The 12,594-nt window shown below is 63.2% G+C and carries 11 protein-coding genes; 7 read left to right on the top strand and 4 right to left on the bottom strand.

The features are described 5' to 3' along the window. The first annotated feature begins 371 nt into the window (after positions 1-371). The 5 genes from C2L65_RS20400 to C2L65_RS46175 all read left to right on the top strand — a co-directional run bounded on the left by C2L65_RS20400 (position 372) and on the right by C2L65_RS46175 (position 5,986). Positions 372-1,673 (top strand): NCS2 family permease, encoded by a 1,302-nt coding sequence (locus C2L65_RS20400; protein ID WP_007746087.1) that lies wholly within the window; start codon positions 372-374, stop codon positions 1,671-1,673. Between the two features lie 465 nt (positions 1,674-2,138). Then, entirely contained in the window at positions 2,139-3,398 is a 1,260-nt protein-coding gene (locus C2L65_RS20395) for an IS256 family transposase (RefSeq protein ID WP_103254559.1), read from the top strand. 642 nt (positions 3,399-4,040) lie between these two features. Next, positions 4,041-4,628: a nucleotidyltransferase family protein gene (locus C2L65_RS20390; protein ID WP_042311092.1), complete on the top strand. Its 588-nt coding sequence runs from the start codon at positions 4,041-4,043 to the stop codon at positions 4,626-4,628. Between the two features lie 291 nt (positions 4,629-4,919). After that, positions 4,920-5,636, top strand: coding sequence for a PIG-L family deacetylase (locus C2L65_RS20385; protein WP_042311094.1), 717 nt, complete (start codon positions 4,920-4,922; stop codon positions 5,634-5,636). A 203-nt stretch (positions 5,637-5,839) separates the two neighbouring features. Further along, entirely contained in the window at positions 5,840-5,986 is a 147-nt protein-coding gene (locus C2L65_RS46175) for a hypothetical protein (protein ID WP_007744312.1), read from the top strand. 23 nt (positions 5,987-6,009) lie between these two features. Here C2L65_RS46175 and C2L65_RS20380 read toward each other — a convergent pair whose 3' ends face one another. From C2L65_RS20380 to C2L65_RS20365, 4 genes are all read right to left on the bottom strand, one after another. Then, positions 6,010-6,414 (bottom strand): nitrile hydratase accessory protein, encoded by a 405-nt coding sequence (locus C2L65_RS20380; RefSeq protein ID WP_042311095.1) that lies wholly within the window; start codon positions 6,412-6,414, stop codon positions 6,010-6,012. Then, complete coding sequence (gene nthB, locus C2L65_RS20375; protein ID WP_042311097.1) at positions 6,411-7,076, bottom strand: nitrile hydratase subunit beta; 666 nt, start codon at positions 7,074-7,076, stop codon at positions 6,411-6,413. Before nthB ends, C2L65_RS20380 begins: the two co-directional genes overlap by 4 nt. Then, positions 7,073-7,735: a nitrile hydratase subunit alpha gene (gene nthA / locus C2L65_RS20370; protein ID WP_233446584.1), complete on the bottom strand. Its 663-nt coding sequence runs from the start codon at positions 7,733-7,735 to the stop codon at positions 7,073-7,075. Before nthA ends, nthB begins: the two co-directional genes overlap by 4 nt. Before the next feature lie 103 nt (positions 7,736-7,838). Further along, the gene (locus C2L65_RS20365) at positions 7,839-9,761 is read right to left on the bottom strand and encodes a potassium transporter Kup (RefSeq protein ID WP_042311100.1); all 1,923 of its coding nucleotides are present in this window, start codon (positions 9,759-9,761) and stop codon (positions 7,839-7,841) included. A gap of 770 nt (positions 9,762-10,531) precedes the next feature. Between C2L65_RS20365 and C2L65_RS46170 the strand changes: the two genes are divergently transcribed. Next, entirely contained in the window at positions 10,532-10,693 is a 162-nt protein-coding gene (locus C2L65_RS46170; RefSeq protein ID WP_167450348.1) for a hypothetical protein, read from the top strand. A gap of 42 nt (positions 10,694-10,735) precedes the next feature. Beyond that, positions 10,736-12,379, top strand: coding sequence for an NRAMP family divalent metal transporter (locus C2L65_RS20360; RefSeq protein ID WP_042311102.1), 1,644 nt, complete (start codon positions 10,736-10,738; stop codon positions 12,377-12,379). The last annotated feature ends 215 nt before the right edge of the window (positions 12,380-12,594 follow it).

Genomic DNA, 12,594 nt, shown 5'->3' with positions numbered 1-12,594 from the left:
CAAGGCCGTATTCACTGCGATTCCTTCCTTTCCGCTCCCCTCGTAATCCAGCCTGATGCGCCGCGTCAGGTATCATCACGCCCCTTCGCCAGCAAAACGCATCTGGGCGCCGCCGGTTGCCGCGACGCACGGTGTACGCGTCCCGAGTGTTGCATGGGCTCCACGCGCGCGCGGCAAATGCGGTATTTAGTGACCAATCGTGATTAAATCCGCCCGTGGCGTCATGATGGCCGATGCGGCGGAGAAGCCCGCCTGCGTCGCCATGCGGAACGGGGCGTCATCGCGCGGTAGAAGACGCGCGGAAGCAGGCAGAGACAGGCAGCACGACAAGCAGTGACCAACGACATTTCAAACGACGAGAGACTCGGCTCATGGACTCCGTAAAACGGTATTTCGGCTTTGACGAAGCGGGCACGACCCTGCGCGTGGAAGTTCTGGCAGGCGTCACCACCTTCCTCACAATGGCCTACATCATCTTCGTCAATCCGGCGATTCTCGGCGATGCGGGCATGCCCAAAGACTCGGTGTTCGTGGCGACCTGCCTTGTCGCGGCGCTCGCCTCGCTCATCATGGGCTTTTACGCGAACTACCCGATTGCGTGCGCGCCGGGCATGGGCCTGAATGCGTACTTCGCGTACACGGTCGTCAAGGGGATGGGCTTCACGTGGCAGGCCGCACTTGGCGCGGTCTTTATCTCCGGCTGCCTGTTCCTGATCGTCACGCTGTTCCGCGTGCGCGAGGTGATCGTCAACGGCATTCCGCATTCGATTCGCGTCGCGATCACGGGGGGCATTGGTCTCTTTCTCGCGATCATCTCGTTGAAGGCGGCGGGCATCGTGACGGGCAGTCCGGCGACGCTGGTCACGCTCGGCAACCTGCACGATCCGCATGTGGTGCTGGCGATCATCGGCTTCTTCGCGATCGTCATGCTGGATGTTTTGCGCGTGCGCGGGGCGATTTTGATCGGTATTGTCGGCGTGACGATTTTGAGCTTCTTCTTTGGCGGCAACCAGTTTCACGGCATCGTGTCCGTGCCGCCGTCGATTTCGCCGACGCTGTTCCAGCTCGACGTGAAGGCTGCGTTGTCGACGGGCGTGCTGAATGTGATTCTGGTGTTCTTTCTCGTTGAACTGTTCGATGCGACGGGCACGCTGATGGGTGTCGCGAATCGCGCAGGGTTGCTTGTGCATGGCAAGATGCATCGCTTGAACCGCGCGCTGCTTGCGGATAGTACGGCGATCCTCGCCGGGTCGCTGCTGGGTACGTCGTCGACGACGGCTTATATCGAAAGCGCTTCGGGTGTGCAGGCGGGTGGGCGCACGGGTGTTACCGCGATTACCGTTGCTGTGCTGTTTTTGCTGGCGCTGTTCTTTGCGCCGCTGGCGGGGGTTGTGCCGGGTTATGCCACGGCGCCGGCCTTGCTTTACGTGTCGTGTCTCATGCTGCGTGAGATGGCTGATCTGCCATGGGATGATGCTACTGAAGTCGTGCCTGCTGCACTTACCGCTCTGATGATGCCGTTCACCTATTCCATCGCGAATGGGGTGGCGTTTGGGTTTATTTCTTATGCTGGGCTTAAGTTGCTTACCGGGCGCGCGCGGCAGGTGAAACTCGTTGTCTGGATTATTGCTGCTGTGTTTTTGTTTCGGTTTTTTTATCTTGGGTCGGAGTGAGGTTTTTGGTTTTTTGGTTTTGGTTTTTGTCTGCGACGCTGGTGAGGGTTTGCACTTCCGCTGGCATTCGCGCTTTCACTTCGTGGCGCGGCCGGTTTGGTTTGCTCGTGTTTGCGCGGGCATCCGCGATTTGTTATCTAGCTTCAAGCGTCGCCCCTGTGCGGGGCGGCACCTACTTTTCTTTGCCGCCGCAAAGAAAAGTAGGCAAAAGAAAGCGGCTCACACCGCCAACATTTCTTCCTGCCTGAGGGCCCCCAACCGGTCCCTTACTTCACGCGGCAACTTCTCGATTCAAGTTCGTTGCCAGCGCTCTTGCAGTGCGCATCACCCGCTTCATGTCCCCGCGTCGCCGCATGCCATGCCAGATAGTCCACTGCCGCCCAGGTGGCAAACTGTGTGTAGGCCGTAGCGGGGGCTGTCATAGATTTTGTGTTCAAGGCATAACATGTAGCTCAAGGAGCATGTATGCCACGCAAACCCAAGACGACCACCGAAGCGCAGACAGCGTTGCCGTCCATTCCGAAGGAACTAATCGACCAGTTCGTGAAGGGGCCGATGACGGCCGAAGCGGTGCATGCCGCTTCGGCGGCGTTCAAGAAGGCGCTGATCGAGCGGGCGCTGGGCGCCGAACTTGGACACCATCTGGGCTATCCGGCGGGTGCCGTGCGGCCAGAAGATGCGACCAACCAGCGCAACGGCAAGAGCGGCAAGACAGTGCTGACCGACGACGGTCCGCTACGCCTGGAGATTCCCCGTGACCGCGACGGCAGCTTTGCGCCGATCCTGATTCCGAAGCACGAACGGCGTTTTACCGGCTTTGACGACAAGATCATCGCGATGTACGCCCGTGGCATGACAGTGCGCGAGATCCAGGGGTTTCTGGCCGAGCAGTACGGTACCGATGTATCGCCGGAATTCATCAGTTCGGTGACCGATGCCGTGATGGACGAGGTGAGTATCTGGCAGGCGCGTCCGCTCGAGCCGATGTACCCGGTAGTGTTCTTTGACGCGCTACGCGTCAAGATCCGCGAGGAAGGGATGGTGCGCAACAAGGCGATCTATCTGGCGCTGGGCATCCTGCCGGACGGCACACGGGACATCCTGGGGCTGTGGATCGAGAACACGGAAGGCGCGAAGTTCTGGATGAAGGTATTCAGCGACCTGAAGGTGCGTGGCGTGCAGGACATCCTGATCGCGGTCACCGATGGACTGAAGGGCATGCCTGAAGCACTGGGCGCGGTGTTTCCGGCCACCACGCTCCAGACGTGCATCGTGCATCTGATCCGCAACTCGCTGGACTACGCGAGCTGGAAAGACCGGCGGGGGCTGGCTGCTGCCCTCAAACCGATCTATTCGGCAACGGGCGCTGAAGCTGCGCAGACCGAACTGGACGCGTTCGAACAGGGTGAGTGGGGCCAGAAATTCCCGACGGTGGTGGCCGCCTGGCGTCGGGCCTGGGATCGCGTGATCCCCTTCTTCGCGTTTCCGCCAGCGGTTCGCAAGGTGATCTACACGACCAATGCCATCGAAAGTGTCAATGCCCGGCTACGCAAGATCGTCAAGACGCGTGGGCACTTCCCGACGGACGAGGCCGCGACCAAACTGCTATGGCTGGCCTTGCGCAATATCACGGCTGACTGGAGCCGTGCCGCGCATGACTGGAAAGCCGCGATGAACCAGTTCGCGATCCTCTACGAGGATCGCTTCACCAGGAATCATTTGTAGAATGCAATTGATGAGCCTGCCAGATGGCAGGCTTTTATCTGCCTTGCACACAAAAATTCAGACACTCCCCGTAGCGCCACACACGCCTCACTCCGTACCGATACCGCACGCGTTCCACCCTGTAAGAGCGCCAAGCTATACGACGCGACAACCTACACACAGTTTGCCACCTGGGCGGCACATACCATTCGCTGCCGTTCGCTCTTGTACGGGTGTTTGAAGTGGGTGAGGCATTCATTCGAAGCGTTGGCAACGCACGCGAGCAAAGACGTTGCCGTGTGAAGCGTAAGACCCTGTGGGGGCCCTCAGGCGAAAACTAGCACTGGCGGTGTTAGCCGCTTTCTTTTGCCTACTTTTCTTTGCGGCGGCAAAGAAAAGTAGGTGCCGCCCCGCACAGGGGCGACGCTTGAAGCACGAAGGCAACACGCGGATGCCAGCGCAATCACAAGCAAACCAAACCGACCGAACCACGAACGGCTCATGCCAGCGCAAAAGCCGAAACCCCAAACGGCATCTCAGCACCGCAGGTCCCTCAACCAAAAGCAAAAGCAAAAGCAAAACCAAAACCAAAAACAAAAACCTTGCCCCCATCCCCGTTGCACCGCACAATCCCCCTTCAAGCCCCACCTTCTGGTGCCACCCATGGCATACGCCTCCTTCGCCACCGGCGTGCTCCTCGCGGCCGGCTACGGATCGCGCTTCGACCCGGAAGGCATCCACAATAAACTCCTCGCCCGCCTGCCCGACGGCACCCCCGTCGCGTTCGAATCCGCCCATCGTCTGCTGCTGGTCGTCCCGCACGTCATCGCAATCGTGCGCCCCGGCTCGGAGATGCTCGCCCGTGTACTCAACGACGCCGGCTGTCACGTCATCTTTTCCGCCGACGCCGAGCGCGGCATGGGCGCAAGCCTCGCCGCCGGCATCGAAGCGAGCGAGGACGCCGACGGCTGGATCGTCGCGCTCGCCGACATGCCCCGCATCGCCACGTCAACCATCGAAACCGTCGCGCGCGCGGTCGACGAGGGCGCGTCCATCGTCGCGCCCTACTATCAGGGACAACGCGGCCATCCCGTCGGCTTCGGTATCGAGCATCGCAACGCGCTGCTCACGCTCGACGGCGACACCGGCGCGCGCGCCCTCTTCGCAACGCATCCCGTGAAGCGCATCGAAGTCGACGACCCCGGCGTGCTCAGCGATATCGACACGCCCGAAGACCTGCGCAACGTCTAGTCTCCTCGCGCTCACACCTTTGACATATCGGCGCGCTTGAATCGGAAACACGCCGCCGCGCACGGTGAGAACATCCGGGAGCGCGACGTCGATCGAGGTGAGCCGATACGGGAAACCTCGCCAGATCATGCGCTTGCAGGCACGGCGCTTGCGGGCTGCTGCACCGCGAAAAACCGGCGAGCACGCATCGCATCGTTGGTCTAAGCTGTCCACGTTGCGCGCGCCGACCTGGTGCGTGCCTCACGTGCATCACGCCGCCCGGCGCCCGTCCCGCATCCTGCCCAGGATCTCATGAGCGAAACCAGCCCGCGTCTGTTCATCGTGTCACCGCATTTCGACGACGCCGTCTTCGGTTGCGGCGCGCTGCTCGCCGCGCACCCCGATGCCGCCGTCTGCACCGTGTTCGCCGCGCCGCCCGCACAGGACATGCACACCGAATGGGACCAGAAGGCAGGCTTCGCGAGCGCGTACGAATCGATTCACGCACGCACGCTCGAAGATAACAACGCGCTCGCCGTGCTCGACGCCATCCCGCTGCGGCTGCCGTTTCGCGACGCGCAATACGGCGATTCGCCGTCGATCGCCAGGCTCGCCGCCGCGCTGGAGGAAGCGATCTATGGCTCGACGTCGAACACGCTGCTGATGCCGCTCGGCCTCTTTCACGACGATCACGGCCGCGTGTTCGAAGCGTGTTGCGAGATTCTGCCGCGCATGTCGCACCTCGAATGGTTTGCGTACGAGGAAGCGATCTATCGTCCGATGCCGGGGCTCGTCCAGCAGCGGCTCGTCGATCTGGCCGGGCGCGGCATCGTCGCGACACCCGCCAGCCCCGCTGTGGAACACGCGCTCGACCGCGAGCGCCAGGCGCTGCTCAAGCGCGAGGCCGTGTCCGCGTATGAGAGCCAGTTGCGCGCATTCGGGCCGCACGGCTACGACGACGTGTACGCCGCGGAACGCTACTGGCGGCTGACCGTCGACCGGCAGCGCGCCCGCCGGGCGGGACACTGAGCCGTATCGAACCGCGCCAAACCCCGTTGAAGCGTTGCATCCGGCGATCACGCCAGCAGTCTTCGCGGTCATCGCCTACGCTAGTGTAAGCAGGACGCTTCGTACCTTGCCGCGAGAGCAGCGCGCATGCGTCCACCGCCGTTGCCGCATAGGCCACATCGGCCGCATCGACGGCATCGACCACAACGCCACGAGGTCACACCATGCACACCAGTCCGATTCCCGACCCGAACGCCGATCCGACGCGCGACCCCGAAGGGGACCCGCTCACGCCGCCATCGCCGGGTCATCACAACGACGAGCCGCAGCGTCCCGAAGGCCCACCCGACAAGGACCCCGTGGTTCGATGACAGTCTGGTGACGCGCCGGCCGCTCAGTCCAGCTCGATCGGCTGGCCGTGCGGCGTGCGGCGCGCCGCCGCGTCCCATGCGTCCTTGCGCTCGATCAGCCCCTCGCGCGTCACGCAGCCTTTGGCCGTCGCGATGCGTTCGAGCGCCGTCAGCCAGTGTGTGTAGTAGGTGTCGCCGCGATCGGGATCGCCGTGAGCCTGCGCGTCACGGATCGCATCGGCGAGGATTGCGGCCCATTCGGGCCATGTGAACACGCCGCGCTCATGAAGCGCGAGCGTCATCGCGAATGCCGCGGCCTGCCACGGCGCGGCGAAGACCGGGCCGGCGCCGTCGCGCGGCATGTCGGGCAGCGCCTCGAACAACGCGGGCAACTCGCGCGAAACAGCTACCGGCGTCACGCAAGTGGAAGTGAATGCGGGCGCGCTCATGCCGTCCCGTCCGCTTCGAGATACGGCTCCCAGCAATCGGCGCACACCGACGAGGCCGTCGTGTCCTTGCCCCACAGTTCGACGGCATCGAAGCGCACCGTGTACAGCCATTGCGGATCCTCGCCGCGTCCAAGCGCATTCGAATCGGGGAACACATGCGCGCCACGCACCGCAACGATCCGGCCACGCTTGCCCCGGCAATAGCGCGGCAGGCGTGTGTGCGTGGTTGGATTGAGCGTCAGCGTGCGCACCGCGTCGCCCACGGCAAAGCACGCGGGGTGCGGCTCGGGGCGCGACGCGGGACTGCCGCGAAATAGCATGGGGTTGACCTGCTCGGCGGCGAGCACGCGCGGAACGGGCACACCGGCGCGCTGCGACACGCCGCTGTCGATCTCGTCGCGCGTCGCAAGTCCCGAATCGACCAGCAGCTTGCGCAAGCCCGCGAACCAGATCTCGTAGTAGCTGCTCGACAGATACTGCGCGGGCGGCAGGCTTTCGCGCGCGGCGCGCGACATGTCGATGTTCCATTTACCCGTCGAGCCCATCGCGATCGTCAACGCCAGCGCGCGACGTTCCCAGTCCGCGTGGAAATACGGCTCGTCGGCTTCGGGCGCGATGGGCCCGAACGACTGCATGCCGCCCATGTCCTGTGCGCCGTTCATGGCTGACCTCCGCTTGCGGGCTTAACTTCGTGCGGCGCGAGCGCTAGCCCCGTACCGATCATCGAGTCGCGCGTCACGAGATCGGCGAGTTCGTCTTCGTTCAGCGTGTCCGTATTGGGCGGGCGCATCGGCAGCACGAGGTAACGCACTTCAGCCGTCGAATCCCACACGCGGATGTCGGTATCGTCGGGCAACGCCACGCCGAACTCGGCGAGCACGCCACGCGGATCGATCACCGCGCGCGAGCGATACGGCGCCGACTTGTACCAGATAGGCGGCAATCCCAGCACGGGCCACGGGTAGCACGAACAGAGCGTACACACGACCATATTGTGTACGCCTGGCGTGTTCTCCAGCGCGACCATGTGCTCGCCCTGCCGCCCCGTGAAACCGAGCGACGCAATCGCGGCCGTCGCATCGTCGAGCAGCCACTGGCGAAAGCCTGGATCGGACCATGCCTTCGCGACGACACGCGCGCCGTTGCGCGGACCGACCTTGTGCTCGTAAGTATCGATCAGCACGTCGAGCGCTTTCGGATCGACGTAGCCCTTTTCGATCAGCAGCGACTCCAGCGCGCGCACGCGCAGATCCATCTCGGGCAGCGCGTTGCCTTCGTGCGCGTGATCGTGTTCATGTTCGTGTGAAGCGTCATGGCTCATCTGCGTTCCGCCTGAAGAATGCGACACTCGCGCAGTATGGTCGGGCAAACTGGCGAATGCAAACGCATGCAGACCTGCAACGCATTCGACACGCATCGCCGCCTCATATCTCCACCCGCGCGCCGACCTCGATCACGCGATTGGCAGGCAACTTGAAATACGCCGCCACGTTGCCGACGTTATGCAGCATCACCGCGAAAAGTCGCTCGCGCCACATCGCCATGCCCGCGCCCGGTGTCGGCACGACGGTCGCGCGGCTCAGGAAATACGACGCCTCGCAGGGATCGAAATCGAGACCCAGCGCCCCTGCGGCTGCGAGCGCTTTCGGCAGATCGACTTCGTCCTTGAAGCCGTAGCGGATCGTCAATTGGTAACAGCTCTCGCACACCGCGTGCAAAGCAACGCGCTCATGCTCGGCGACCCACGGAATCTCCTCGTTGTTCACGGTCAGGAACACGACGCGGTTGTGCAGCACGTGGTTATGCATCAGGTTGTTCACGAGCGCATGTGGCACGCTGTCCGGATTGGGCGTGAGAAAGATCGCCGTGCCGGGGACGCGCACCGGCTGACACGCGATCAGCTTCTCCAGATACGCCTTGAGCGGCATCGTGCCCGCATGCACCCGCGCTTCGGCCCGCATGATCTCCCCGCCGCGTCCCCATGTCGCCATGATCGTGAACATCACGAAGCCGATCATCAGCGGGAACCAGCCGCCTTCGACAATCTTCAGCAGATTCGCCGAGAAGAACATCGCGTCGATCACGAAGAAGAACGCGGTCGCGAACACGCACAGCAGCCAGTTGTAATGCCATGCATAGCGCACGACGAAGAAGGTCAAGAGCGTCGTGATGAGCATCGTGCCCGTCACCGCGATGCCATACGCGGACCCGAGCGCCGTCGACGAGCCGAAGCCGAGCACGGCGGCCACCACGGCGGCGAGCAGCGTCCAGTTGATGCCGGGCACATAGATCTGGCCGATCTCTTTCTCCGACGTGTAGACGACGTTCATGCGCGGCAGGAAGCCTAGTTGCATGGCCTGCTTGGTCATCGAGTAGGTGCCGGAGATCACGGCTTGCGAGGCGATCACAGTGGCGACCGTCGCGAGCACGATCATCGGATACAGCGCCCATTGCGGAAAGAGCCGGTAGAACGGGTTTTGCAGCGCGGTGGGGTCGGAGATCAACAATGCGCCCTGCCCCAGATAGTTCAGCGCGAGCGCGGGGAAGACGATGGCGAACCAGGTAATGCGGATCGGCCGCGCGCCGAAGTGGCCCATGTCGGCATAGAGCGCCTCGGCGCCCGTCAGCGACAGCACGACGGCGCCCAGCGCGACGAACGCCAGCCACTCGTGACGCAGGCAGAACGCGAGACCGGCGAGCGGATCGAGCGCGGCGAGAATCGCGGGTGCCGAAATCACGTTAGTCACGCCGACCACGGCCAGCACCACGAACCAGACCACCATCACCGGCCCGAACACGGCGCCGATCCCCGACGTGCCGTGCTTCTGCATCACGAACAGCGTGACGATCGCAGCGAGCGTCACGGGTATCACGCAGGTCTTCAGAAACGGCGCGGCGACTTCCAGCCCTTCGACCGCGCTCAGCACGGAGATGGCAGGCGTGATGATGCTGTCGCCGTAAAAGAGCGCTGCGCCCATCACGCCGACGATCAGCAGCACATGACGCAAGCGCGGCCGGTCCGCCACCGACGAAGCGGCCAGCGCAAGCAGCGCCATGATGCCGCCCTCGCCGTGATTGTTCGCGCGCAGGATCAGCGTCACATACTTGAGCGACACGACGATGGTCAGCGACCAGAAGATCAGCGACACGATGCCGATCACGTTCAACGGCGTCAGCGGCAGACCGCCCGCTGACGCGAAGACGGTCTGCAGCGTGTACAGCGGACTCGTGCCAATATCGCCATAGACGACGCCCAATGCAGCAAGCGCCAGCGAGCGGAGCGCCGGTTTGTGCGGCGCAGGCGCGCCGATCGCGCCCGAACCGGGGTGCGTGGCTGAAACGCTCATGTCTCCCTCCAATGATCGCCTCGTCGTTAGCTGCTATTGAGCGATCTGAAAGCCGGATGAATGGTCGGACCTTTAGTACGCGTGATCCGTTGTGCTGACGGCTGATCCCAGTATAGAAAGCGCCTCGGGAAAAGCGCAGCGAACGTGCGTGGACATCGCGCGACGCCCGATGTGCGCTTCACCACATATTTCGGTTCTGCTTAAGAAAGTGCATTGACGCGGCTTTGCGCGCGGGCATAAAATTCTCTTATCTTGAAATTTGAGGGGCGTTGCCTTGGACAGTTGCAGTAGTACGTTTTCGAACAGTTTCGCCGCCTGAACGGCAGACGTCCGCGCTTCCTCATCTAGCCGCCGTCTTGCCAGCAGGCAGACGGTGCGCGTCGCAGTTTCATTCCTCGTGCATCCTGTTTAGCGTCGTTGGGTTCAGCACCCGGCGCAGCGCGTTCGCGCGCGATTCGTAGCCGCCTTCGTGACATGTGCGGTTTCGCCTCGCGTGCCTGCGTCCGCGTGCGTGTGCCTGCTTACCGCCACCGTCGACGCCGCGAAAGTTCGACCTGTCCATCGCCACGTATCTCGCCGACGTGCGTTTCGCCAATCGCGATCCGCTTTTGCAATGAACCGGGAGCCACCATGCCCGACAGTGACAGTCACCCCTTGAACCCAGAAATGCCTTTATCGACCTGAGGCAGGCAAGCCGACCGCTTTCGATTCCATCGATTCTCCAGCGCCTGCCGCCTCGCATGCACGAGCCTTCGTGCCGGAGAACCGACATGTACTTCCTGCTTCTTTCGACATTGCCGCAAACCCGCGAAGCACGCGCGCACTACGACGCGTTCCTTTCGCTGCATCACGAGCGACGCCACGTATTCGCGAAGTTCGCCAGCACGCTCAGCAGCATTGCCGCCCGCCTGCGGAAGCGGCAAGCCGCATAAACGGAAATCATTCGACCTATATCCGTTCACGGGAGAATAACAATGGCAACGCCACCACAAGCACTACCGACGCGCACCGCCGTTCTCGACGACGCGCATGTCGGCGATATCCGCGGCGCGCTCGGTACGATCGCGCATCACGACACTGCGCCCCGCAACAGCTGGGGCGCGCGCTTGCGCACGCTGCTCGCGATCGTCGGACCCGGCCTCATTGTGATGGTCGGCGACAACGACGCGGGCGCCTTCGGCACCTATACGCAGGCCGGCCAGAACTACGGCACCACGCTGCTGTGGACGCTGCTGCTGCTCGTGCCCGTGCTGTATGTCAATCAGGAGATGGTGCTGCGCCTGGGCGCCGTCACGGGCGTCGGTCATGCGCGCCTGATCTTCGAACGCTTCGGCAAGTTCTGGGGCGCGTTCAGCGTCGTCGACCTGTTCATCCTCAATGCGTTGACCATCGTCACCGAGTTCATCGGCATTACGTTCGTGCTCGACTTCTTCGGTGTATCGAAAGTGGCGGGCGTGTGCATCGCGGCCGCATTGACGATGGCGGCCGTCAGCACCGGCGACTTCAAACGCTTCGAGCGCTTTGCGATCGTGTTGTGTCTGTTGAGCCTGTTGCTCGTGCCCGTGCTCGTGACCATCCATCCGCCCGTCTCGCAGATGGCGAACCATCTGTTCATGCCCGCATGGCCCGCGCATGCAAAGCTCTCGGATGTGATGCTGCTCGTGATCGGTATCGTCGGCACGACGGTCGCGCCGTGGCAGCTGTTCTTCCAGCAGAGCTACGTAATCGACAAGCGCATCACGCCGCGCTTCATGAAGTACGAAAAGGCCGACCTGTGGATCGGCATCGTGTTCGTGCTGATCGGCGCGATCGCGATGATCTCGTTCAGCGCCGCGTTGTTCGGCGGCAAGCCCGAGTTCGGCCAGTTCACCGATGCGGGCGGCGTGATCGCCGGCCTCGAAAGGTATGCGGGCCGCACGCCCGCCGTGCTGTTTGCGATTGCGCTGCTCGACGCGTGCATCATCGGCGCGGCGGCCGTGTCGCTGTCGACGGCCTATGCGATCGGCGACGTGTTCAAGATCCGTCATTCGCTGCATCGCGGCGTCGCCGATGCGAAGGGCTTCTATCTCGTGTACTTCGGCATCGTGGCGGCGGCGGCAGGACTCGTGCTGATTCCGGGCAGCCCGCTCGGCCTGCTGACGGAAGCCGTGCAGACGCTCGCGGGCGTGCTGCTGCCGAGCGCAACCGTGTTCCTGCTTCTGCTGTGCAACGACCGCGCGGTGCTCGGGCCGTGGGTCAACTCGAAAGGGCTGAACCTGTTCACGGGCGGCGTCGTGTGGGCGCTGGTGCTGCTCTCCGTCGTGCTGACGGCGTCCGTCGTTTATCCCGACATCAGCGGACACACGATCATCGAGATTCTCACGGGCGGCACGCTGCTCGCCGTGGTGGCGTTAGTCGCAGCGACGGTGCTGCGGCGGCTGCGCGGCGCGCAGATTGCGGACGGCGCGCCGTTCGTCAGCAAAGCCGAGCGCGCAACGTGGCGCACGCCGCCGCTCGACTCGCTGCCAAAGCCCGCGATGACGCTCGCCCGCCGTATCTGGATGGGCGCGCTGCGCGGCTATCTGGTGGTGGCCGTTGCGCTCGTGATCGTGAAGGTGGTGCAGATCGCATTGACGTAAGTCAGAACACGCTCACATCACTTTCAAAGAATCCTGATAGTCCGCCCTGGGCGGTTGTGACAGAGTATCGGCGGCCGATCCGCGTGCAGATATCTGCCGGCGCAATGCGAAGCGACAGCGCATGCCATGAGCGACGCATTGCGGTTGATGGGACGTGGATCGGCTGCTTACTGTTTGCGCTCTCACACCCGCACCATCAACACGACGAGGCGAGC

Origin of the sequence: Paraburkholderia terrae (assembly GCF_002902925.1) — a bacterium.
GTDB lineage: Bacteria > Pseudomonadota > Gammaproteobacteria > Burkholderiales > Burkholderiaceae > Paraburkholderia > Paraburkholderia terrae.
This window is presented reverse-complemented; position numbering and strand designations above follow the sequence as displayed.

Coding starts and splice junctions, on each gene's coding strand:
- C2L65_RS20395 (WP_103254559.1), top strand. CDS start 2,139: ATGCCACGCAAACCCAAGACGACCACCGAAGCGCAGACAGCGTTGCCG.
- nthA (WP_233446584.1), bottom strand. CDS start 7,735: ATGAGCCATGACGCTTCACACGAACATGAACACGATCACGCGCACGAA.
- C2L65_RS46175 (WP_007744312.1), top strand. CDS start 5,840: ATGCACACCAGTCCGATTCCCGACCCGAACGCCGATCCGACGCGCGAC.
- C2L65_RS20365 (WP_042311100.1), bottom strand. CDS start 9,761: ATGAGCGTTTCAGCCACGCACCCCGGTTCGGGCGCGATCGGCGCGCCT.
- C2L65_RS46170 (WP_167450348.1), top strand. CDS start 10,532: ATGTACTTCCTGCTTCTTTCGACATTGCCGCAAACCCGCGAAGCACGC.
- C2L65_RS20360 (WP_042311102.1), top strand. CDS start 10,736: ATGGCAACGCCACCACAAGCACTACCGACGCGCACCGCCGTTCTCGAC.
- C2L65_RS20390 (WP_042311092.1), top strand. CDS start 4,041: ATGGCATACGCCTCCTTCGCCACCGGCGTGCTCCTCGCGGCCGGCTAC.
- C2L65_RS20380 (WP_042311095.1), bottom strand. CDS start 6,414: ATGAGCGCGCCCGCATTCACTTCCACTTGCGTGACGCCGGTAGCTGTT.
- C2L65_RS20400 (WP_007746087.1), top strand. CDS start 372: ATGGACTCCGTAAAACGGTATTTCGGCTTTGACGAAGCGGGCACGACC.
- nthB (WP_042311097.1), bottom strand. CDS start 7,076: ATGAACGGCGCACAGGACATGGGCGGCATGCAGTCGTTCGGGCCCATC.
- C2L65_RS20385 (WP_042311094.1), top strand. CDS start 4,920: ATGAGCGAAACCAGCCCGCGTCTGTTCATCGTGTCACCGCATTTCGAC.